The sequence below is a fragment of the Sagittula sp. genome (assembly GCF_052825245.1).
The window spans coordinates 52,225-74,492 of record NZ_JBRBWD010000041.1; the positions used below are offsets into that span (position 1 = coordinate 52,225).

20 protein-coding genes are annotated in these 22,268 nt (G+C 67.0%); 12 read left to right on the forward strand and 8 right to left on the reverse strand.

Translation table 11 applies throughout. The features are described from left to right. The first annotated feature begins 33 nt into the window (after positions 1 to 33). The 9 genes from regB to ACU0DV_RS18170 all read left to right on the forward strand — a co-directional run bounded on the left by regB (position 34) and on the right by ACU0DV_RS18170 (position 12,933). A complete protein-coding gene (regB, locus tag ACU0DV_RS18130) occupies positions 34 to 1,431 on the forward strand; it encodes a sensor histidine kinase RegB (protein ID WP_446240717.1) in 1,398 nt (465 codons plus the stop codon). 108 nt (positions 1,432 to 1,539) lie between these two features. Then, a complete protein-coding gene (locus ACU0DV_RS18135) occupies positions 1,540 to 3,042 on the forward strand; it encodes a PAS-domain containing protein (protein ID WP_446240716.1) in 1,503 nt (500 codons plus the stop codon). Between the two features lie 40 nt (positions 3,043 to 3,082). Next, positions 3,083 to 4,546 (forward strand): tRNA (adenosine(37)-N6)-threonylcarbamoyltransferase complex ATPase subunit type 1 TsaE, encoded by a 1,464-nt coding sequence (gene tsaE, locus ACU0DV_RS18140; RefSeq protein ID WP_446240715.1) that lies wholly within the window; start codon positions 3,083 to 3,085, stop codon positions 4,544 to 4,546. Continuing rightward, entirely contained in the window at positions 4,531 to 5,208 is a 678-nt protein-coding gene (locus ACU0DV_RS18145; RefSeq protein WP_446240714.1) for a nucleotidyltransferase family protein, read from the forward strand. The genes tsaE and ACU0DV_RS18145 overlap by 16 nt, the downstream gene beginning before the upstream one ends. After that, positions 5,201 to 8,137 carry a double-strand break repair protein AddB gene (addB, locus tag ACU0DV_RS18150; protein ID WP_446240713.1) on the forward strand — a complete coding sequence of 979 codons (2,937 nt, stop codon included), beginning with the start codon at positions 5,201 to 5,203 and terminating at the stop codon, positions 8,135 to 8,137. Before ACU0DV_RS18145 ends, addB begins: the two co-directional genes overlap by 8 nt. Then, entirely contained in the window at positions 8,134 to 11,505 is a 3,372-nt protein-coding gene (gene addA, locus ACU0DV_RS18155) for a double-strand break repair helicase AddA (RefSeq protein ID WP_446240712.1), read from the forward strand. The genes addB and addA overlap by 4 nt, the downstream gene beginning before the upstream one ends. 77 nt (positions 11,506 to 11,582) lie before the next feature. Continuing rightward, complete coding sequence (trxA, locus tag ACU0DV_RS18160) at positions 11,583 to 11,903, forward strand: thioredoxin (protein ID WP_005864060.1); 321 nt, start codon at positions 11,583 to 11,585, stop codon at positions 11,901 to 11,903. A gap of 113 nt (positions 11,904 to 12,016) precedes the next feature. Then, the gene (locus ACU0DV_RS18165; protein WP_446240711.1) at positions 12,017 to 12,478 is read left to right on the forward strand and encodes a hypothetical protein; all 462 of its coding nucleotides are present in this window, start codon (positions 12,017 to 12,019) and stop codon (positions 12,476 to 12,478) included. Continuing rightward, the gene (locus ACU0DV_RS18170; RefSeq protein WP_446240710.1) at positions 12,475 to 12,933 is read left to right on the forward strand and encodes a hypothetical protein; all 459 of its coding nucleotides are present in this window, start codon (positions 12,475 to 12,477) and stop codon (positions 12,931 to 12,933) included. The genes ACU0DV_RS18165 and ACU0DV_RS18170 overlap by 4 nt, the downstream gene beginning before the upstream one ends. A gap of 3 nt (positions 12,934 to 12,936) precedes the next feature. On the opposite strand, the gene ACU0DV_RS18175 is transcribed toward ACU0DV_RS18170, so the two are convergent. Then, the gene (locus tag ACU0DV_RS18175) at positions 12,937 to 13,377 is read right to left on the reverse strand and encodes a MarR family winged helix-turn-helix transcriptional regulator (RefSeq protein WP_446240709.1); all 441 of its coding nucleotides are present in this window, start codon (positions 13,375 to 13,377) and stop codon (positions 12,937 to 12,939) included. A gap of 109 nt (positions 13,378 to 13,486) precedes the next feature. Between ACU0DV_RS18175 and ACU0DV_RS18180 the strand changes: the two genes are divergently transcribed. Beyond that, on the forward strand, positions 13,487 to 13,915 hold the full coding sequence (locus ACU0DV_RS18180; RefSeq protein WP_446240708.1) for an organic hydroperoxide resistance protein: 429 nt from the start codon (positions 13,487 to 13,489) through the stop codon (positions 13,913 to 13,915). Between the two features lie 98 nt (positions 13,916 to 14,013). Next, a complete protein-coding gene (gene hslV / locus ACU0DV_RS18185) occupies positions 14,014 to 14,565 on the forward strand; it encodes an ATP-dependent protease subunit HslV (protein WP_100928746.1) in 552 nt (183 codons plus the stop codon). Positions 14,566 to 14,580: 15 nt separating this feature from the next. Here the strand turns inward: hslV and ACU0DV_RS18190 are convergent, their stop codons facing one another. The 3 genes from ACU0DV_RS18190 to ACU0DV_RS18200 form a co-directional block, all read right to left on the reverse strand. Continuing rightward, a complete protein-coding gene (locus ACU0DV_RS18190) occupies positions 14,581 to 14,904 on the reverse strand; it encodes a VHL beta domain-containing protein (RefSeq protein ID WP_100928745.1) in 324 nt (107 codons plus the stop codon). 70 nt (positions 14,905 to 14,974) lie between these two features. After that, complete coding sequence (locus tag ACU0DV_RS18195; protein WP_446240707.1) at positions 14,975 to 15,814, reverse strand: metallophosphoesterase family protein; 840 nt, start codon at positions 15,812 to 15,814, stop codon at positions 14,975 to 14,977. Beyond that, positions 15,811 to 16,758, reverse strand: coding sequence for a diacylglycerol/lipid kinase family protein (locus tag ACU0DV_RS18200; protein WP_446240706.1), 948 nt, complete (start codon positions 16,756 to 16,758; stop codon positions 15,811 to 15,813). The genes ACU0DV_RS18195 and ACU0DV_RS18200 overlap by 4 nt, the downstream gene beginning before the upstream one ends. A 134-nt stretch (positions 16,759 to 16,892) precedes the next feature. Between ACU0DV_RS18200 and hslU the strand changes: the two genes are divergently transcribed. Then, entirely contained in the window at positions 16,893 to 18,203 is a 1,311-nt protein-coding gene (hslU, locus tag ACU0DV_RS18205; protein WP_283981731.1) for an ATP-dependent protease ATPase subunit HslU, read from the forward strand. An 88-nt stretch (positions 18,204 to 18,291) separates the two neighbouring features. On the opposite strand, the gene ACU0DV_RS18210 is transcribed toward hslU, so the two are convergent. From ACU0DV_RS18210 to modB, 4 genes are read right to left on the reverse strand one after another with little or no spacing between them, the layout of a single operon-like run. Beyond that, the gene (locus ACU0DV_RS18210) at positions 18,292 to 19,821 is read right to left on the reverse strand and encodes a cryptochrome/photolyase family protein (RefSeq protein WP_446240787.1); all 1,530 of its coding nucleotides are present in this window, start codon (positions 19,819 to 19,821) and stop codon (positions 18,292 to 18,294) included. Then, positions 19,815 to 20,480, reverse strand: coding sequence for an SDR family NAD(P)-dependent oxidoreductase (locus ACU0DV_RS18215; RefSeq protein WP_370311570.1), 666 nt, complete (start codon positions 20,478 to 20,480; stop codon positions 19,815 to 19,817). Before ACU0DV_RS18215 ends, ACU0DV_RS18210 begins: the two co-directional genes overlap by 7 nt. Before the next feature lie 31 nt (positions 20,481 to 20,511). Continuing rightward, positions 20,512 to 21,576 carry a molybdenum ABC transporter ATP-binding protein gene (gene modC / locus ACU0DV_RS18220; protein WP_446240705.1) on the reverse strand — a complete coding sequence of 355 codons (1,065 nt, stop codon included), beginning with the start codon at positions 21,574 to 21,576 and terminating at the stop codon, positions 20,512 to 20,514. Beyond that, positions 21,576 to 22,265, reverse strand: coding sequence for a molybdate ABC transporter permease subunit (gene modB / locus ACU0DV_RS18225; protein WP_283981728.1), 690 nt, complete (start codon positions 22,263 to 22,265; stop codon positions 21,576 to 21,578). The genes modC and modB overlap by 1 nt, the downstream gene beginning before the upstream one ends. Positions 22,266 to 22,268 lie beyond the last annotated feature (3 nt).

The window sequence follows — 22,268 nt, forward strand, 5'->3', positions numbered from 1 at the left end:
GCCTAACCAAGCGCGACAGACGAAACAATCCCAATGAGCACAACTGAACTCGGTCTGATCGGCGAAGAGCAGCGCAGCAACTGGATCCGTCTCCGCACGATGATCCTGTTACGCTGGGTCGCCATCCTTGGCCAGCTTGCAGCGATCACGATCGCGCAACGGCTGTACAACCTCCAGCTCGAGCTTGGGCTGGCCTACCTCGCCGTCGGCACATCGGTCGTCGGCAACCTCGTCGCCATCTTCGTCTTCCCCGAAAGCAAGCGCCTGTCGGAGACCGAGAACTTCCTGATGGTGATGTTCGACCTGCTGCAGCTGTGCTTCCTGCTGTACCTGACCGGGGGGCTGCACAACCCGTTCTCGCTCTTGGTGCTTGGGCCAGTGACGATCTCGGCCACGGTGCTGAGCCTCAGGTCGACGATCACGCTGATGCTCACCGCGATGGTGCTGGTGACGGGTATGGTGTTCTGGCACCTGCCTCTGCGGACCGAAGAGGGTTTCATCCTCCGCATACCGGACGTCTTCGTCTACGGTCAGTGGGTGGCGATCATGATCGCGCTGGTGTTCCTGTCCGCCTACACGCGCCGCATCACGCGCGAGATGAACTCCATGTCCGACGCGCTGACAGCCACGCAGATGGCCTTGGCCCGCGCGCAGAAGCTGAACGACCTCGGCGGGGTGGTGGCGGCGGCGGCGCATGAGCTGGGCACACCGCTGGCGACGATCAAGCTGACGTCCTCGGAACTGGCCGAGGAGCTGGACGATTTCCCGGACCTCAAGGAAGACGCGCTGCTGATCCGCAGCCAGGCGGACCGCTGCCGGGACATCCTGCGCGGCATGGGCCGCGCCGGGAAGGACGACCTGCACATGCGGCAGGCGCCGATTGTCGAGGTCATCCGCGAAGCCGCCGAGCCGCATCAGGACCGCGGCAAGGAGATCCTGATCGAGGACGGCCCCGGCCCGGGCGGAGAGTACAATCCGCCGCAGATCCTGCGTCGCCCCGAGATCATCCACGGCCTGCGCAACCTCGTGCAGAACGCCGTCGATTTCGCCCGGACGACCGTCTGGGTGGAGGCGATGTGGACCGACGACCTGATTTCCATCCGCATTCTCGACGACGGCCGGGGCTTCCCGCCGCAGGTGATCGGGCGCATCGGCGACCCCTTCATGCGCCGCCGCCGGTCCGACGCGGACCGCAGGGCACGGCCGGAATACGAGGGCATGGGCCTGGGACTGTTCATCGCCAAAACCCTTCTGGAACGGTCGGGGGCGGAGCTCAGCTTTGCCAATGCGTCCGATCCCTACGCGCCGATGACCGAGACCGGACAGCCAACCGGCGCCATCGTGGAGGTCATATGGCCGCGTGCCAAGATCGTCCCGGACCCGGCCAGCCGCGGCACGCCGCTGGGGGAAAACCAGCTCATCAGCGGCTAGGGTCCTCACTGCAATCGTTTAACCGGTCGTTAACTAAGCTGAAGCTAGGTTTAGCCCGGGTGTGTCATGTCTGGTTCGCAAGGCGGGGGAAGCGGTTTGGAGGACTACATGGTTCTTGCCATCGGCGCAGGAGGCGGGGCCGCTGCATTTGCAGCGCTGTTCGTATATCTCGTCTCGAAACGCCGTGAAGATGCGCGTCTGAGGTTCGGGCGGCGGCAGATCGACACCGTCATCCTGTTCCGGAACGGTGTTGTCATCGACCACACGCCGGATGCGCTCCACCTTTTCGACCGCTCCAACCTGCACGGCGTCACATGGCAGGACCTGCGCGCCCACCTGCTGCCGGGGTTCCCGCAACTGCCTGCCGATCCGCCCGACGTCGAACGGACGTGGAGCTCCGAGTTGCTGGCCGACGCACGGCTGGACGCGGTGCCTTCGGGGCGGAACCTGCGCGTCAGCCTGTCCACCCCGCACAGCGGACCCGCTCTCCTGTTCCGGGCGGCAGTGCTGGACGCGGATCACCAGATGATGCGCCAGATCTGCGACAACACCCCCTACCCGATATGGCAGACGGAGGACGGCGCGCTCACCTGGGCCAACGAGGCGTTCGAGACCCTGAAGGCGGACACCGGCGCGGTTGACGAGGACGAATGCCCCTTCGACCTGCCGCTGCCGATCAAGCGCACGGTGCAGACGGATCGCGTCAGCCTGCGGACCCGCACCGGCGAGGCGCTCTGGTACGAGGTCATCTCGCGGCCCGTGGGCACGTCCTGGCTGCATTATGCGTCGTCGATCAACAACCTCGTCGAGGCCGAGATGGCGCAGCGCAACTTCGTGCAGACCCTGACCAAGACCTTCGCGCACCTGCCCATCGGCCTTGCCGTCTTCGACCGCGACAGGCGACTTGTGCTGTTCAACCCCGCGCTGGTCGACCTGACCCACCTGCCGGTCGATTTCCTGTCCGCAAAGCCGAACCTCCTGTCGTTCTTCGACCACATGCGCGAAAACCGCATGATGCCGGAGCCGAAGAACTACAACACGTGGCGGGAGAAGATTTATGACGTGGTCTCGGCCGCGCGCGAGGACCGCTATGCGGAAACTTGGAACCTGCCGTCCGGCCTGACCTACAAGATCACCGGGCGCCCACATCCCGATGGCGCCGTCGCCTTCCTGATCGAGGACATCAGCGCCGAAATCTCCCTCACGCGCCGTTTCCGGTCGGAGCTGGAGATGACACAATCCGTTCTGGACCGGTTCGACGATGCGGTGGCGGTGTTCTCGCGGCTGGGGGTGCTGACCTTCACCAACGCCGCCTATCGGGACCGCTGGAACTGCGACCCCGACAGCGCCTTCGCCGAGATCACCATCGTCGATGCCACCAAGGACTGGAGCGCGGGATGCCTGCCCAGCCCGATCTGGTCGGAGATCCGCGATTTCGTCCTGACCCTGCGCGAAAGGGCCTGCTGGGACGCCGAACTTGTCACTACCGATGGCGAGCACCTGCATTGCGCGGTCGAGCCGGTGTCCTCCGGGGCGACGATGGTGCGGTTCTCTCATGTCGCAGGGGCACCGGCGTCCCTGAAGATCAGCGAGGCGGCCATGCGCGACTGATCGCGCTTGCAGCGACAGGCGCGAAGGCTATCCTCGCGCCATGACCGTTCAGGACACCCGAAACCGCAGGCTGACCCTGCCGACGCCCGACGCCACCGAAGCTCTGGCCCGTGTTCTCGGCGCGCGCTTGCGGCCGGGCGACGTGCTGTTGCTGTCCGGCGGGATCGGCGCGGGCAAGACCCATTTCGCACGTGCGCTCGTGCAGTCCCTGCTGGAGACGCCGGAGGACGTGCCCTCCCCCACCTTCACCCTTGTTCAGGAATACGAAACCCGCAGCGGTCCTCTCTGGCACGCCGACCTGTACCGGCTGACCGGCCCGCAGGAGATCGTGGAACTCGGCCTGCTGGATGCCTTCGAGGACGCGATCTGCCTTGTCGAATGGCCCGACCGGCTGCAGGGCCTCGCCCCGGCCTCGGCGCTGCACCTGACGTTTCGCACCGTCGGCGATGACGATACCCGCACCCTGACGATCGGCTGGAGCGACCCCGAATGGGACGAGCGGCTGAAGACAGCCTGGGCCGGCGCACAGACGGAGGCGCGCGAGAACCCGGTCGATCACTTCCTGGAAGAGGCCGGCTGGAGCGACGCCACGGTGCATCCGATGGCCGGCGATGCGTCCTCCCGCCACTATGCGCGGCTGACACGCGGTGACGAGACGGCGATCCTCATGCAGGACCCGCACGGCGATGCCGCCCTCTTTGCGCGGCTGGCCCGCCATCTCAACAGCCTCGGCCTGTCCGCGCCGAAGGTGCTGGCCGAAACCTCGGGGATGCTGCTGCTCGAGGACCTCGGCGACGGGCTGATCGCGACGCTGGCCCGCGACGCCGAAGCGGAGACGTCGCTTTACCTTGCGGCGGTGCGGGCATTGGTCCGGCTGCACGGGTACCAAGCGCCGGACTCCCTGCCCGTCGCCACCCCGGAACACCTCGCCGGTGCCATCGACCTGACGTTCACGCATTACGCGCAGATGGCGGACCTGCTCGCCGAGGCGACGGAAACGTTCCTGCCGATCCTGAGGGAATACGCCGCACCCGAGGGTGTGCTTGTCCTGCGCGACTTCCATGCAGAGAACCTGCTGATGCTGCCGGGGCGCTCCGGCGCCGCGCGGGTCGGGCTGCTCGACTTCCAGGATGCGCTGGCGGGGCATCCGGCCTATGACCTCGCCTCGCTTTGCCGGGACGTGCGGCGCGACGTTCAGCCCGCGACCGAAGCCGCCTGCCTTAACGCCTACATCGACGCCGCCGGCACAGATCCTCAAGCGTTCCGCGCGGCCTATGCGGTGCTGGGCGTTCAACGCAACCTCCGCATCCTCGGGGTCTTTGCGCGGCTTGCGGTGACGCAGGGCAAGACCCGTTACCTGGACTTCCTTCCGCGCTGCTGGTCGCATATCCAGATCCAGTCGCTTCACCCCGCTCTGGAACCGATGCGGCCGATCATCGCCAAACTGCCCGCACCGAACGCGGCCTTTCTTCAGGAACTCCTGGCACGATGCCCGACGCAGTAATGCTGTTCGCCGCCGGATTCGGCACGCGCATGGGCGCGCTGACGAAGGACCGCCCGAAACCGCTGATCGAGGTGGCAGGGCGTGCCTTGCTGGATCACGCGCTGGACCTGGCGCGCGACGTCCCGGTGCGCGTCGTCAATGCCCATTACCACGCGGACCGGATCGAGGCGCATCTTGCCGGTTCGGGCGTTCAGGTCAGCGTCGAACTGCCGGACATCCTCGACACCGGCGGCGGGTTGAAACGCGCGCTGCCGCTGCTGGGCGAGGGGCCGGTCTTCACCCTGAACACCGATGCGGTCTGGTCCGGTCCCAACCCGTTGGCGCTGCTGTCCGACGCATGGCAGCCGGAGCGCATGGATGCCCTGCTGCTCTGTGTGCCGCTGGCCCGTGCCGTTGGGCGCAAGGGCGGCGGCGACTTCGCCTTGGCCGGGGACGGAACCCTCACCCGGCCCGGCGACATGGTCTATACCGGCGCACAGATCGTGAAGACCGATGCGCTGCGGGGGATCGGGGAGGACATCTTCTCCATGCACCGCCTGTGGGAGGATGCCGCCGCACGGGGCCGCTTCCACGGCATCGCCTATCCGGGCACATGGTGCGACGTGGGTCATCCCGAGGGCATCGCGCTGGCCGAAGATATGCTGGACCGCGCCAATGCCTGACCTCTTTACCGACGCCGCCGGGGGGCCGCGCGTCTTCGCCCTGCCCCCCGGCGTGGATTTCCCTGCCGCCCTGATCGACGGCCTGCGCGCGCGGCTGGACGGCAGCCCGCCAGAGGCCATCGCCCGGGTGGAGCTTTACGTTGCCACGGACCGGATGCGCCGCCGCCTGCGGAGCCTGTTCGACGCCGGGCCCGTCTCCCTTTTGCCGCGCATCCGGCTGCTGACCGACTTGGCCGATCCGCTGACACGCGCCGCCCTGCCTGCGCCGGTGTCGCCGCTGCGCCGGAGGCTGGAACTGACGGGCCTCGTCTCTCGCCTGTTGGAAACGCAGCCCGATCTCGCCCCGCGGTCCGCGCTGTTCGACCTGTCCGACAGCCTCGCCACGCTGATGGAGGAGATGCATGTCGAGGGCGTGTCGCCGGAAACGGTTGCCAACCTCGACGTCACCGACCAGTCGGGGCACTGGCAGCGGGCGCTGACCTTTTTCAACATCGTGCAGCTGTACTTCGACAAGGACGCAACGCCCGACGCGCAGGCCTTCAACCGCAGGGCACTCGAACTGCGGCTGGAGGCGTGGGAGGCACAACCGCCCCTTCATCCGGTCATCATCGCGGGCTCCACAGGGTCGCGCGGCACGACCCATGCCCTTATGAAAGCCGTGGCCAGGCTGCCGCAGGGCGCCATCGTCCTGCCGGGCTTCGACACGGACATGCCCGACACCGTCTGGTCCAAGCTGGAAGACCCGCTGACCAGCGAGGATCATCCGCAATACAGGTTCGCGAAACTGATGCGGGAGCTGGAGATCACAGCGAGGGACGTGCGGCCCTGGACCGATGGGCAGCCGCCCAGTGCGGCGCGGAACCGGGTGATCTCCCTCGCGATGCGCCCGGCGCCGGTCACGCACCAGTGGCTCTCCGAAGGTCCGAATCTGCCAGATCTGCCGGAGGCGATGGAGGGTGTCACCCTGCTCGAGGCGAACTCGCAGCGTGAAGAGGCCCTTGCCATCGCGCTGCGGCTGCGGGAGTCGGCGGAGAAAGGGACAACCGCTGCGCTGATCACTCCGGACCGGATGCTGACGCGGCAAGTGACCTCCGCACTCGACCGCTGGAACATCCTGCCTGACGATTCCGCCGGTACGCCCGCGCAGCTGACCCCGCCCGGACGGCTTCTGCGGCTAGTGGCCGAGCTCTTCACCGCACCGTTGACGGCAGAGCTGCTGCTGAGCCTGCTGAAACACCCGCTGACCCACGCCGGACAGGACCGCGGCCCACACCTGCTGACCACGCGCGAACTGGAACTGCACATCCGCAAGACCGGCCTGCCCTATCCCGACGCCGAAACGCTGACCGCCTGGGCCACGGCCCGGGACTCGGAAAGATGGGGCGCCTGGGCCGCGACACTCTGCGGCCGCCAACAGACCGGCACCCTGCCGCTGGCAGAGTGGATCGAACGGCATCTCGCGCTGGCGGAGGCGCTGACCGCCGGGCCCGATGGCGATCCCGCACCGCTCTGGGCCGAGAACGCGGGCCGCAAGCTGCACGCGCTGACCGAGACACTGCAGGTCGAGGCGGAGCACGGCACCGACATGACCGCCCGTGACTATGCCGATCTTTTCGGGGCGTTGGTGTCCCGCGAGGAAGTGCGCGACCGCGACGCCCCGCATCCGAAGATCCTGATCTGGGGCACGCTCGAAGCACGCGTGATGGGCGCGGACCTGCTGATCCTCGCCGGGCTGAACGAGGGCGCGTGGCCGGAAAGCCCCGCCGCCGACCCGTGGCTCAACCGTTCCATGCGGGCGCAGGCGGGTCTTCTGCTGCCGGAACGCCGGATCGGCCTGTCCGCGCATGACTTCCAGCAGGCCGCCGCCGCACCGGAGATCTGGCTGACGAGGTCGCTGAAGTCCGACGAGGCAGAGACGGTTCCGTCACGCTGGATCAACCGGCTGACCAACCTCCTTAACGGCCTGCCCGATCGCAACGGCCCCAAGGCGCTGGAGGAGATGCGGCAACGTGGTGCGCACTGGACCGCACTGGCCACCGCCGCCGAAAGCCCGATCGAGGCGGAGCCAGCGCGCCGGCCCTCGCCCGCACCGCCCGCAACGACCCGTCCGCAGGAATTGTGGGTCACGTCGATCCGCCGTCTCGTGCGCGACCCCTACGCGATCTACGCCCGCTACATCCTGCGACTGAAGGCGCTCGACCCGTTGATGCAGGCGCCCGATGCCCTGATGCGTGGTGTTGTCACGCACGAGGTGATCGAGACCTTCATCCGCGAAACCGTGGCCGATCCCGACCGCCTGACGCCCGACCGGCTCATGCAGATTGCCCGGGTCCTGCTGGACGACGTGCCGTTTCCGACCGTTCGCGCACTCTGGCAGGCGCGGGTCGCGCGGTTCGCGCCGTGGTTCTGCGACAGCGAGGCGGACCGCAGGCAAAGGGCCGCCCCGCACCTCGACAACTTCGAGACCGAGGGCGCGGCCGCCATCCCGGCGCTGGGGTTCACGCTCAAGGCCCGGGCCGACCGGATCGACATCGCGCCGGACGCGGGCGCGCATGTCTACGACTACAAGACCGGCGGCGCGCCCTCCGCCAAGGAACAGCTCTATTTCGACAAGCAGCTGCTGCTGGAGTCGGCGATGCTGCAGCAGGGCGCCTTCCCGAACATCGCGCCCCGCTACATCGCCGCCGCCACTTACATCCAATTGAAACCCGGCGACCCGAAGGAGGTCCCCGCGCCGCTGGCCGACAGCCCGCCGGAAAAAACGTGGGAGGAGTTCTGCGCCCTGATCGCCGCCTACATGGATGAGGAGAAGGGCTATACCGCCCGGCGCGCGCTGATGAAGGACACCGACATAGCGGATTACGACCACCTCTCGCGCTTCGGCGAATGGGACGTGACCGATGACGCCGACCTGTTGAGGCTGACATGAGGGACGAGGCGACACAACGACAGGTGGATGCCGCGGCCCCCGATGCCTCGACCTGGCTGGCGGCAAACGCGGGGTCCGGCAAGACGCGCGTCCTGACCGACCGTGTGGCGCGGCTGTTGCTGGAAGGCGTGGACCCGTCGCACATCCTCTGCCTGACCTACACGAAGGCCGCCGCGACCGAGATGCAGAACCGCCTGTTCAAGCGGCTGGGCGCCTGGGCCATGCTGCCGGAACCCAAACTGCGCGACGAACTGGCAAGCCTCGGTGTGGAGACGACGCCCTCCCATGCCTTCCTGCAGGAGGCGCGCACCCTCTTTGCCCGCGCCATCGAGACACCGGGCGGCCTGCGCATCCAGACGATCCACAGTTTCTGCGCCTCGCTCCTGCGCCGCTTCCCGCTAGAGGCGCGGGTCTCCCCGCAGTTCCAGGAGATGGAGGACCGTGCCGCCGAACTGCTGCGTGCCGAGATCCTCGACCAGATCGCCTCCGGCCCCGACCGGGGTCTGCTGGAAGGCATCGCGCCCTGGATCTCGGGCGACGATCCCGGCAAGCTGCTGGCCTCACTCAGTGCACGGCGGGATGTCTTCGTCGATCCGCCAGCGCCCGACGCCATCCGTGCCGCCTATGGGCTGAAGCCGGACGACGGCGAAGACACCCTTCTGGCGTCGGTCTTCCTCGGCAACGAGACGGATCTCGCCGCCGCGCTGGTTCCGCATTTCAAGGCGGGCGGCAAGACCGAGCAGGGTCTGGTGCCCTTGCTGCAGTCGATCAAGGGCCACGACGCTCAGGCCCTTGCCGCGCTGAAGCAGATCTGCCTGACGCAGGGCGGCACGATCCGAAAGAGCTTTCCGACGAAGACCACCCGCAAGAACGCCCCCGAGTTGTGCGAGGCCTACGACCAGCTTGCCGCCCGCGTCGAAGGGGCGCTCGAGACGGAGAAGGCCCTGACCGCCGCCGACCGCGACATTGCCCTGACCGCCTTCGCCGCGCGCTTCGTGCCCGCCTACGAAGAGGCCAAGATGCGGCGCGGGTGGCTCGACTTCGACGACCTCATCACCCGCGCCCGCGACCTTTTGTCGGACGAACGTGTGGCGGATTGGGTGCTCTACCGGCTGGACGGCGGCATCGACCACATCCTTGTCGACGAGGCGCAGGACACCTCGCCCGTGCAGTGGGACGTGATCGAACGGCTGGCGCGCGAATTCACTTCGGGCGAGGGCGCGCGGGAGACGCGGCGCACGATCTTTGTCGTCGGTGACAAGAAGCAGTCGATCTATTCCTTCCAGGGCGCCGACCCGTCCGAGTTCGACCGGATGCGCGAGGACTTCCGCGAACGGCTGATGAACACGGATGCGCCGCTGAACGCGATGGTGCTCGAATACAGCTTCCGGTCCGCAGAACCGATCCTGCGGGTGGTGGACAGCACCTTCGACGGGGCCGATGCTTCCGGCTTCAGCCCGGATCAGAAGCACCGCGCGTTCAAGTCGGAGATGCCGGGGCGGGTCGACCTGTGGCCGGTCGTGGACAAGACCAAAGATGACGAGGACGGTCCATGGCACCAGCCGCTGGACCGCAAGGGCGCGCGGCACCACACCGTCATCCTCGCCCAGCGGATCGCCCGCTTCATCCGCCAGACCATCGACGCCGGGACGCCCCTGCCGGAAGAGAACGGCCACAGCGGCACATACCGCGCGCGGCCCGTTCATGCCGGGGATTTCCTGATCCTTGTCCGCCGCCGGTCGCAGCTTTTCAAGGAGATCATCCGCGCCTGCAAGCAGGAGGCCCTGCCAATCGCGGGCGCCGACCGGCTGAAGGTCATGGCCGAACTCGCGGTGCGGGACATCATCGCGCTTCTGTCCTTCCTCGAAACGCCCGAGGATTCGCTGTCCCTTGCCACCGCGCTCCGCTCGCCGCTGTTCGGTCTGTCGGAGCAGGATCTCTTCACCTTCGCCCACCGGCGCACGACGAAATACCTCTGGCCGACGCTTCGGGACAGCGACGCGCATCCAGGTGTTCTGGCCGTCCTGAACGACCTGCGCGGCCAGACCGACTTCCTGCGCCCCTATGACCTGATCGAGCGTATCCTGACCCGCCACAAGGGCCGCCGCCTGCTGATCGGACGGCTGGGCCAAGAGGCGGAGGACGGGATCAACGCGCTCCTCCAGCAGGCACTGGCCTACGAGCAGACCGCCGTACCGACGCTGACCGGCTTTCTGCAATGGGCACAGTCGGACGATCTGCAGATCAAGCGGGCGCCGGACAGCGCGGGCGAGACCCTGCGGGTCATGACGGTGCACGGGGCGAAGGGCCTCGAAGCGCCCATCGTCATCCTGCCCGACTGCGCGGCGCCCGACGCCTCTATCAAGGCAGAGCTCCTGTCGGACCCGGACGGTGTGATCTGGAAGCAGACCTCCAACGCGCAGCCGCCGCGCCAGCAGGCCGCCGTCGAGGCCGCGAAGGTGAAGGAAGCACAGGAACGCGACCGCCTGCTCTACGTCGCCCTGACCCGTGCCGAGAAGTGGCTGATCGTGGCTGCCGCGGGCGATGGCACCGACAAGCCGGAGGCGTGGTACGACAAGGTGCGGCGCGGAATGACGGAGTCGGGCGCCGTGCAAAAAGCCTTCGATTTCGGCGGTCTCGGGTCCGGCGAGGGCCTGACACTCGGAACCGACTGGTCACATCTTGAGATGACGGCCCCGGAACCCCGGTCGGTCGACGCGGTCGTGATGCCCGATCATCTCCTTCGGCCCATCGCACCGCCGGAGGAGCTGCCGAAGACCCGGTCCCCGTCCGACCTTGGCGGCGCAAAGGCATTGGGCGGCGCGGAGGGCGACACCGAAGAGGTGGCGACCGCCCGGGGCACCGCGCTGCACGCGTTCCTCGAAGTTCTCGCCCCCTTGCTGCCGGAAGATCGCCGCTCGGCTGGCGAAAGCCTTGTCGGGCAATATGCCGGCGACCCGGAGACCATCCTGATCCGCGAGCAGCTTCCGCAGATCATGGACGAGGCGCTGAGGGTTCTGGAGAACCCCGCCTTCGCCGGTTTCTTCGGATCCGACTCGCTGGCGGAGGTGCCGATCACTGCCGACCTCGGACCGCTGGGCCGTATTCACGGCATCATCGACCGGTTGATCTTGGCGCATGACCGGGTTGTCGCCATCGACTACAAGACCAACCGCACGACCCCCGCGACGCCCGAGGAAACGCCAGACGGCCTGCTACGGCAGGTGGCGGTCTATCACGCCGCGCTCGCTCAACTTTATCCGGATCGGGAGATCGAAACCGGGCTGTTGTGGACGGCAACCAACCACTACATGCCGATCCCGCACGAACTTGTGACACAAGCCCTCGCCCGCGCGACAGCATCTTGACGCTGCCTGAGTCGCTGCCTACCTTCCTGCACCTGACCGGGCTGCCCTGCCCGCCTCCCAACCCACAGGAGATTCCCATGGCCACCGTCGCCGTATCCGACACCACCTTCGATGCCGAAGTGAAGAATTCCGACATCCCCGTTGTCGTCGATTTCTGGGCCGAATGGTGCGGTCCCTGCAAGCAGATCGGCCCGGCCCTGGAAGAGCTTTCCGAAGAGTTCGACGGCAAGGTGAAGGTCGTGAAGGTCGACGTGGACCAGAACCCGAACACCGCCGCCGCCATGGGCGTGCGCGGCATTCCGGCGCTCTTCATCTTCAAGGACGGCGCGCCGATTTCGAACCGCGCCGGCGCAGCGCCGAAGGCCGCGCTGAAGTCCTGGATCGAAGATTCCATCTGATCCGAACCGGTTCTATCTGGTTTGAAAGGCCCCCTCGCGGGGCCTTTTTCCGTTCATGGACTTGGCGCAACAATCATTTCTGGTCAGACTTCGGGAAAAACCGGAGGGACAAGATGATCTGGCTCGCCATCAAGCGCGGCGTCGGGCTGGCGGTATTCCTTGCGCTGGCGGGGCTCGCCGCGCTGTTCGCGGGAACGGCGCAGTCGGATGATGCCGCACGGTTCGCCGACGCCCGCATCATCGACGCCAACGTGACTCGGCTGGACAAGTCGCAGCGCCAGCAGGGCGGGTCCACCAGCACCACCTTCCGCGTCTTCGTCTCCACCCCGACCGGCCCGCACCTCGAGGACGTCTCGGGGCGGTTCTTCAATACGCTGAGCGAAGGGCAGACCGTGGCGCTGCACGTGGTCGATGGCAGCGACGGGCCGGAATACCTGCTTGACCCCGGCCGCCTTCGGTCATCCGCAATATGGGCGCTGATCCTCGGGCCGCTGCTCCTGCTGGCCGCCCTTGCGCTGAGTGCCTATGCCATACGCACCGCGCGGGCCGAACGACGCGGGGCCGTCGGGGCATGAACCAGGCAAAGAAGCCGTGGGAGCTGCTGTTCGCGGTGCCGGTTCTTGCGCTGGTTCTGGGTGCGATCCTTTGGAACTTCGTCGACCGCAGATCCGCCTTCGCCACCGACGGGATCGAGGCTGAGGCGACGCTTGCGGGCCGCTTCACCCGCAGCCTCTCCCAAAGCCATCCGAAGCCGCCCGTGACACACTATTATGCCATTGTCCGTTTCCAACATGACGGGGCAGAGATCGAGGCGGACGCCGAGGTGTCCCATGGTTTCTACCGCAACATCGAGGCGGGGCGGGTCGTGCCCGTCACATACCTGCGCGACGACCCGAAGACCGTGCGGATCGACGAACGGTTCGAGACGTCAGAGCTGATCCAGTTCGCCCTGATCGCGCTGTTCCTTGCCGGCTGTGCCGTTGTCCCGTTCGTCTTTGGCTGGTGGAAACGGCGGCGAACGCCGGTCTGACGGTCAGGCGTCGCCGGTGCCCGTGCGCAGGCGCTGCGTCAGGTCCCGGATCTCTCCCTGGAGGCGGCGGAGCGTCTCGACGTCCATCCCGGTCTTTTCGAGGATACACGCTGGGATATGCGCGGCGCGCGCCTGAAGTGAGCGACCTGCGTCGGTCAGGTCCACCTGAAGCTGCCGTTCGTCTTCCGGGTTGCGGCGGCGGACGATCAGGCCGGCCGTTTCGAGACGCTTCAGCAAGGGCGTCAGCGTACTCGACTCCAGCTGCACCTCGCGCCCGATGCCGCTGACACTCAACGGTTTGTCCGCGGTCCAGAGCGCGCTCATCACGAGGTACTGGGGATAGGTCAGGCCGATCTCCTCCAGCAGCGGGCGATAGGCCTGCTGCATGGCGTGCGTCGCGGAATAGAGCGAGAAACAGAACATGTCGTGGGGGGCGAGTGTCATCCCCTGAAATTAAGTCGTGCGCGATACATTGGCAAGCGATTGACAGGGGGTTGTCTCAGGTATATATATCGTGCACGATTTAATCGCACGCGACTGAAAGGAATCACAGATGACCGTCGATACGAAGTACTGGACCGAAGCCCATGCCACAGGCGGCGGCCGCAACGGTGTCGCCTCTCTCAAGTCGGGGATGCTGACCGTCACCATGACCAGCCCGAAAGAGCTTGGCGGCTCCGGCGCGGGTCACAACCCCGAAGAGCTTTTCGCCCTTGGCTACGCGGCCTGCTACCTCGGCGCGATGCGGTTCGCGGCACAAAGCGAGAAGCTGGGCACCGTGCCCGACGACGCCACGGTGAACGCGCATGTGGGCATTGGCCCGCGCTCTGACGGCGGGTTCGGCCTGAAGGTGAAACTGGTCGTGTCGATGCCGGGCGTGGAAAAGGACGTGGCCGAGAAAATCGCCGAGCGCGGCCACTTCATCTGCCCGTATTCCAACGCGACGAAGGGCAACATCGAGGTCGAGACCGAGGTCGCCTGACCGGCCTTCCGACATGGCGGGGTGCCGCACCGGCGCCCCGCCCCCCTTGCCGGGGCCGTCGATGGGGACCATATGGAGGCCAATCAAAGGAGGCCTTCATGAGCAACGATTTTCCCGGCTGGCACGGCACCACCATCATCGGCGTCCGCAAGGGCGGCAAGGTCGTCGTGGCCGGTGACGGGCAGGTTTCGCTGGGCCAGACCGTGATCAAGGGCACGGCCCGGAAGGTGCGTCGCCTTGCACCTGGCGGCAGGGAAGTGGTGGCCGGATTCGCGGGATCGACGGCGGACGCCTTCACCCTGCTCGAACGGCTGGAAAAGAAGCTGGAGGCAACGCCCGGTCAGCTTCAGCGCGCCTCTGTCGAACTGGCAAAGGACTGGCGCACGGACAAGTATCTGTCGAAGCTGGAAGCCATGCTGATCGTCACCGACGGCACCGACCTTTTCGTGATCACCGGCGCAGGCGACGTTCTGGAACCCGAACATGACGTGGCCGCCATCGGGTCGGGCGGCAACTACGCCCTCGCCGCGGCGCGGGCCATGATGGATACCGACAAGGACGCCGAGACCGTCGCGCGCGAGGCCATGTCCATTGCCGCGGACATCTGTGTCTACACGAACGGGAACCTGACGGTCGAAACCATCGAGTGATCCGTTGCCGCGCGGTCAGCGGATGACGATTTCGACGTTGTTCTCGACGGTGAAGATGACGTCGCAATAGCCGTAGCTGTTCTCGGCAATCCAAACATGCCGCCGGAAGGTCTGCTGCACGTGGCGGCCGTTCGGCGGGATCTCGGCGTAGAAGACCGGGGTGCCGTTGAAATCGATCCAGTAGAGACGCGCGCTGCGGTCGCCGACCGCATTCGTCACGACCAGCTCGCGGTTCTCTTCGCTGGCTTCCGACCGCAGGTTGCCCCAGTCGCAGGCGTTCTGTGCCTCGGCCGTTCCGCAAAGCGCCACCAAGGCCAACGCCATACATATAGCTTTCATGTGTCGATTCCCCCGTTCCCTCACGGCTCAGCTTACGCCGGTCCGGGGAACGGGCCACGGGAAAAGCGTGTTACCGGACCGACCGCGCGCGGCGGATGTGGTGCGCAGGCGCAATCGATGGGGCGTTGTCGCGGCGCTCCCACTCCCCGTTGTTGCGGAAGAAATGGGCGCGCGACACGGGGGCAAAGGTCAGGTCCTCGGCGCCCCAGCTTTCGACGGTCACGCTGCGGTGGTCGATTTCCAGCAGGTTGAAGGTGTTCACCTCGCCGCGCATGCGGCTGGAGAGGCTGGTGCCTGCCTGGACGAAAAGCAGTTGCGGCCAGGCCCGAAACGGCGCGATGACCGTGTTGTGCAGGTGCCCGGACAGCACCACCTGCGCCCCGCTTTCGGCAAACGCCTTGAGCGCCCGCCCGGCCCCGCGCATCAGCCGCTTGTCGACTTCCGGCCCGTGCTGAAGAGGGTGGTGCAGCATGACGATACGCGCGCGGTCGGGCGCGTCGGAGAACTGCTGGCAGGCGCGCTTGATCCGCTTTTCCGACAACCGCCCCCTCTGCCACGAGAACCGGTTGACGGTGTTCACGCCGACAAGGGTCATCGCGTCGTCCTGATAGACAGGTTCCAGATCACGCGACACAGCGGCCCGGTAACGCTTCCACGGGGTCAGCAGCCGGATCCAGAATTCGTCGAGCGGTGTGTCGTGGTTGCCGGGCACGGCGATCCACGGGACGGACAGCTTGTCGAGGAAGGCCTGCGCGCGGTCGAACTGGGACACGCGGGCGCGCTGGGTGAAATCGCCGGAAATGGCCACCAGGTCGGGCGCCAGCCGATCCACCGTTTCCAAGAGCGGCTCTTCGAGGTCCGCCCGGTCCTTGCCGTAGTGCAGGTCGGACAGGTGCAGCACACGCCTCATGCGGGCTTCTCCGGGATGAGCAGGCGCAGCGGGCGCTCGGACATGCCGAATTCCAGCGGCGCGCTCATGCGCTTCTTCTCTCCGTCGTAGGCCAGCAGCACGCGGCGCTTGCCTTCCACATCCAGCTTCAACCGTTCTCCGGCAAAGAGGTCATAGTCGACGCCCTCCTCCACCGTGCCGAGCGCGAGGCGCGTGATGCGCCGGAAAAGCTCCAGCCGGGTGCGGGCATTGACGAGCAGGACGGCAAACCCGCCCTCGCGGATGATGTCGGTGCCCTCCAGCCCGAACCGTTCGAGCTGGAACGAGGACCGCGCGACGAAGACAAGGGCGGTGCGGTAGCGGCCGCCGTCCCCGTCGACTTCCAGCCTCACGCGCATGGGTTTGCGGAAGCGGATGAAGGTCTTGATGACGGACCAATGCGCCATGATCCTGCGGCGTCCCCAGCGGCGATAGACGCTTTCGCGGACCTTCAGGATCGAGGGATAGATCCCGACGCTGGCGTTGTTCAGGAAGACCTGGCCGTTCACGGTACCGATGTGACGCTCGACCACCTGACCGGCGGCAAGCTGTCTGCTCGCCTCGACCGGATCGGTGCTGAGCCCCAGCCCGCGGGCGAAATAGTTGAACGTGCCAAGCGGCAGGACCCCGAAGGCGACATCAGTGCCGACGAAGGCCCCGGCCACGGCCATGGCGGTGCCATCGCCCCCGGCAGCGACCACGAGGGAGGGCTTGCGCGCCTTCACCTTCTCGATCGCCTCCATCAAGCCCTTGCCGCCGCTGAAGGAGACGATTTCGCCCCCCAGCGCCTCGGCCGCGGCCTCGACTGCGTTTCGGTCCCGCGAGTTGCGGCCCGACTTGCGGTTCGTGATGACACAGACCGGGCCGTCGCCGAACGCTGGCGCGCCCAGATCGCCTGGAACGGCGTCGGTATCTTCTATGGGCATGAAACCTTGATCCGGCATGGCTGGGGTGTCTCCGATCCTTAGATCCAACACGTCGGATCACACGGCGGTTCCTTCAAGGGTTGGATTTTCCGCCCCAGAGGTTATCTCAGCCGCAACGTATCGGAAGGACACTCATGACCGACCTCACACCCCGTGAAATCGTTTCCGAACTGGACCGGTTCATCATCGGCCAGCAGGAAGCCAAGCGCGCCGTCGCGGTGGCGCTGCGCAATCGCTGGCGGCGCAAGCAACTGAGCGACGATCTGCGCGACGAAGTCTATCCGAAGAACATCCTGATGATCGGCCCCACCGGCGTCGGCAAGACGGAGATCTCGCGCAGGCTGGCCAAGCTGGCACGCGCGCCCTTCATCAAGGTCGAGGCGACCAAGTTCACCGAGGTGGGCTATGTCGGCCGCGACGTTGAACAGATCATCCGTGACCTCGTCGACACCGCGATCATCGACACCCGCGACCACATGCGGGAGGACGTGAAGGCCCGCGCCCATGCCGCCGCCGAGGAACGCGTGATCGAGGCAATTGCCGGGAAGGATGCGCGTTCGGCCACGCGCGAGATGTTCCGCAAGAAGCTGAAGAGCGGCGAGCTGGACGAGACGGTGATCGAACTGGACGTGGCCGACACGTCCTCGCCCTTCCCGATGATGGACATCCCCGGCCAGCCGGGAGCGGGCCAGATGGGGATGATGAACCTTGGCGACATCTTCGGGAAAGCCTTTGCCGGACGGACCACGCGCAAGAGCATGACGGTCGCCGAAAGCTACGACCTGCTGATCACCGAGGAAGCGGACAAGCTGCTGGACGACGAGACGGTGAAGGCCGCCGCGCTGGAATCGGTGGAGCAGAACGGGATCGTCTTCCTCGACGAGATCGACAAGGTCTGCGCCCGCCAGGAGGCGCGCGGCGGCGACGTGTCCCGCGAAGGCGTGCAGCGCGACCTGCTGCCGCTGATCGAGGGCACGACGGTGTCGACCAAGCATGGGCCGGTGAAGACCGACCACATCCTCTTCATCGCCTCCGGTGCGTTCCACATCGCAAAGCCGTCGGACCTCTTGCCGGAACTGCAGGGCCGCCTGCCGATCCGCGTGAACCTGAAGGCGCTGACCGAGGGCGATTTCGTGCGCATCCTGACGGAGACCGACAACGCGCTGACCCGCCAGTACACCGCGCTGATGGCGACCGAAGAGGTTGCCGTCTCCTTCACGCAGGAAGGGATCGAGGCGCTCGCGCGCATCGCGGCAGAGGTCAACGGGTCGGTCGAGAACATCGGCGCCCGGCGGCTTTACACCGTGATGGAGCGGGTGTTCGAGGAACTGAGTTTTGCCGCGCCGGACAAGGCGGGCGAGGCGGTGACCGTCGATGCCGATTTCGTGGAGGCACAGCTGGGCGACCTGACCCGGTCGACGGACCTGAGCCGCTACGTGCTGTAGCATGTGTCGCCCCGGCTGGCGCCGGGCCGATCCGCGGGGGCATTGCCCCCGCACCCCCAAGGTATTTGGACCAAGATGAAGGGGCGGGTCAGACGACCTCCCCTTCGTCGAGTTTCTTCAACGTGCGTTCGGCGGCGCGCAGGATGGCTTGACGCTTGTCCTCGTCCATCCTGTCCCAGCTTCGGTACATGTTGGCCATGCGTCCGTTTTCCCCGAACCGCTTGCGATGGCGGTCGAGGAAGTGCCAGTAGAGCGTGTTGAAGGGGCAGGCATCGTCCTCTCCGGACTTGGCGTTCACGTCGTAGGCGCAGTGCCTGCAGTGGTCGGACATCCTGTTGATGTAGTTGCCCGACGACACGTAGGGTTTCGAGGCGATGATGCCGTCGTCGGCAAACTGGCTCATGCCGACGGTGTTCGGGGCTTCGACCCATTCGAAGGCATCGATGTAGACGCTCAGATACCATTCGTGCACCTGGTGCGGGTCGATCCCGGCGAGAAGGGCGAAGTTGCCGGTCACCATCAGGCGCTGGATGTGGTGGGCGTAGGCGTCGTCCCGGGTCTGCGCGACCGCCGCTTCGACGCAGCGCATCTTCGTTTCGCCGCCCCAGTAGAACCATGGCAGGTCGCGCTTGTGGCCCAGTCCGTTGCGGGAGGGGTAGTCCGGCCCTTCGTGGAAATAGATACCGCGAACGTATTCGCGCCAGCCAATGATCTGGCGGATGAACCCCTCGGCGGCATTGATCGGCACGTCCCCGGCTCGCCATGCGTCTTCCGCGGCCTTGCAGACCTCCAGCGGATCGAGCAGGCCGATGTTGATGTAGGCGGAGAGGTGAGAGTGCCACAGGTAGCGCTCCCCCTCCATCATCGCATCCTGATAATCGCCGAACTTCGGCAGGGCGTGTTTGACGAAATGAGCCAGTGCCCGGCGGGCCTGTCCGGTGTCGGTGGCGAAGATGAAGGGTCGGAGCGTGCCGAAGTTGTCTGCGAAGCGGGCCTCGACCAGGTCGAGCACCTCTTCGACTGTCTCGTCGGGCGTGAACTGCATGGGCGCGGTGTCGACCTCGCCGGTGGCGGGTTTGCGGTTGTCGTGGTCGTAGTTCCACTTGTCGCCGGCGGGTCGATCGCCATCCATCATCAGGCCGGTCTTGCGCCGCATCTCGCGATAGAAATACTCCATCCGCAGCGCCTTGCGCCCCTTGGCCCAGTCCTCGAAGTCCTTGTGGGAGGCGGCGAAGCGGTCGTCCTCAAGCTGCGCGACCTTGAGTGGCGTGTCGTCCAGCACGGCGATCAGCCGCCATTCGCCGGGTTCTGTCGCCAGCACCTCCCGCGCGCCGTACTGGTCGGCGCGGCGCAAGAGCTCACCGGGGATGCTGCCGGTGTTGTCGGTGTCGTCGAACTCGGAATAGGCGACGTCCCAGCCGTCGTCCCTGAGGCGGGCGGCGAACTTGCGCATGGCGGCGAAAATCAGGGCGATCTTCTTGGGATGGTGGCCGACATAGGCCGTCTCGTCCGCGACCTCGGCCATGACGACCACGTCCCTGTCCTTGTCGGCCTTGCGGAGCGCGGCGACGGTTTCGGTCAGCTGGTCGCCCAGGACCAGGACGAGGCGGGTCACCAGGGGATCTCCTTCCCGGCATAGTCGAGGAACCGCCCGCTGTCGGCAGGCGTCAGGCCGTCGATCACCGTCAGCAGGTTGCGGGCGGCCTCGTCTGGCGGCACGGTCGGGTGGCGGTCCTGGTAATCGGCGGTGAAGCGGGTGGCGACGGTGCCGGGGTGCAGGCAGACGACGCAGAGCTTGCGGTGCCTGCGGCCAAGCTCGATCGCCGCGCCGTGGACAAGCTGGTTGAGCCCGGCCTTGGCCGCGCGATAGGCGTACCACCCGCCAAGACCGTTGTCGCCGATGGAGCCGACGCGCGCCGACAGAACCGCCACGGTCGCGGGACGGTCGCGGGGGATCAGGCGGCGGGCGTGTTTCAGCACCAGCGCGGGGCCGATGGCGTTCAGCGCGAACTGGTCGGCAAGGCCGCGGGCGGTCAGGGCATCCAGCGACTTTTCCGGTGCGTGGCCGTCGATCTCCAGCGCGCCGGTGGCGACGAAGATCAGATCGAAGGGCGTGTCGAACCGGTTCAGCGCCTCCGCGACGGAGGTTTCGTCGGTGATGTCCAGACCGTCACCCGAGCGCGAGAGCCCGGTGACGGAGACGCCGCGCGAGTCGAGCGCCGCGCAGATCGCGCTGCCGATGCCGCCGCTTGCGCCGATGACCAATGCGTTTTCCATGCGGTCCGAGCTAGCGGGCCGTGGTGCCGCTTCAACCCTGCCCGATGTCCTGCCGTGCGATGGCGACCGTCTTCACGACGGCATGGCAGGCGACGCCGGGCGCCAGTTGCAGAGCCTCGGCAGAGCGGCGCGTGACCCGTGCCAGCAGACGGCCGGCGGGGGTGTCGACGACGACGAGGGTGCCCGGACCGTCCCCGGCACGCAGGCTGACCACGGTGCCGGGCAGGATGTTGAGCGCCGAAAGGCCCTCCGGGCGCCCGCGCGACAGGATGACCTCCTGCGCGGCGATACGGATGCGGGTCCGGGTGCCGGGCGCTGCATCCGTGCGGGGCAGGAACAGCGCCACCCCGCCAGCGTCGAGTTCGGTCAGCCCGTCCTCGTGGTGCCGGGCGACCGTCGCTTCGAGCACTGCGCCGACGCCACGGATGCCCGCGGGCACCACGTCCGGGTCGCCCAGCACGTCGGCGGGCGTGCCCTGCCGTGTCACCTTGCCCTCGTCGAGGACGACAACCGTGGTTGCCAGGCGGGCGACCTCGGCGGGGGAATGCGTCACGTAGAGGATCGGGCAGCGGGCCTCGTCCCGCAGGCGTTCGAAGTAGGGCAGGATCTCGGCCTTGCGCGGCTCGTCTAGGGCAGCCAGCGGTTCGTCGGCGAGGATCAGTTGCGGATCGCTCAGAAGCGCGCGGCCGATGGCGACCCTTTGCTGCTCTCCCCCCGACAAGGCGCGGGGGCGGCGGTCGAGCAGGTCGCCGATCCCCAGCATCTCGACCACCCGCGACAGGTTCGGCGCCTTCCGCCGGGAATACAGAAGGTTCTGGCGGACGGTGAGGTGGGGGAACAGGCGGCCTTCCTGGAAGATCACGCCGAGGCCGCGCTTGTGCGGCGGCAGCCAGATGCCCTTCGCCGTGTCGCAGAGCGTCCGGTCGTGCAGGGTCACGCGCCCCTCGTCCGGGCGCAATAGACCGGCGGTGGCCTTGAGGACCGTGCTCTTGCCTGAGCCGGATCGCCCGAACAGGACCGTCACCCCGGCGGGCGCGGTGAACTGCGCGTCCAGTTGGAACCGGTCGAAGGCATGTTTCAGGTGCAGGTCCAGCATCACGCCCCCACCCGCGCCGCAACCCGGCGCGACGCCCATTCCGACACAAGAAGCGCGCCCATCGCCACGATGATCGACACCACCACGAGCCGCAGGGCAGAGGCTTCGCCGCCCGGGATCTGCAGGAAGGCGTAGATGGCGGAGGGCAGGGTCTGGGTCTGTCCGGGGATGTTCGAGACAAAGGTGATCGTCGCGCCGAATTCACCCATCGCCTTGGCGAAGGCGAGAATTGCCCCGGTCAGCAGGCCCGGCAGCATGAGGGGCACCGTCACCGTTACGAAGACCCGCACCCCCGAGGCGCCAAGCGTTGCCGCCGCCTCTTCCAGCCGGGGGTCGATGGCCTCGATCGACAAGCGCATCGCGCGGACCATCAGCGGAAATCCCATGATCGCCGCTGCCAGCGCCGCGCCGGTCCAGCGGAAGGCGATGCCGAGTCCGATGGCTTCGAGGAACCCACCGACCGGGGCCCTTGGCCCGAAGGTCAGAAGCAGGAGGTAGCCCGTCACGACCGGCGGGAGGATCAGCGGCAGGTGCACCAGCCCGTTGAGGATCTGCTTGCCGGGGAACGTCCAGCGCGCCAGGGCGTAGGCGGTCAGCAACCCGAACGGCAGGGAGGCAACGACCGCCCAGAAGGAGACCTTGACCGACAGGGCCACGGCGCTCCATTCCTCCGGTCCGAGCCAGTCCATCCG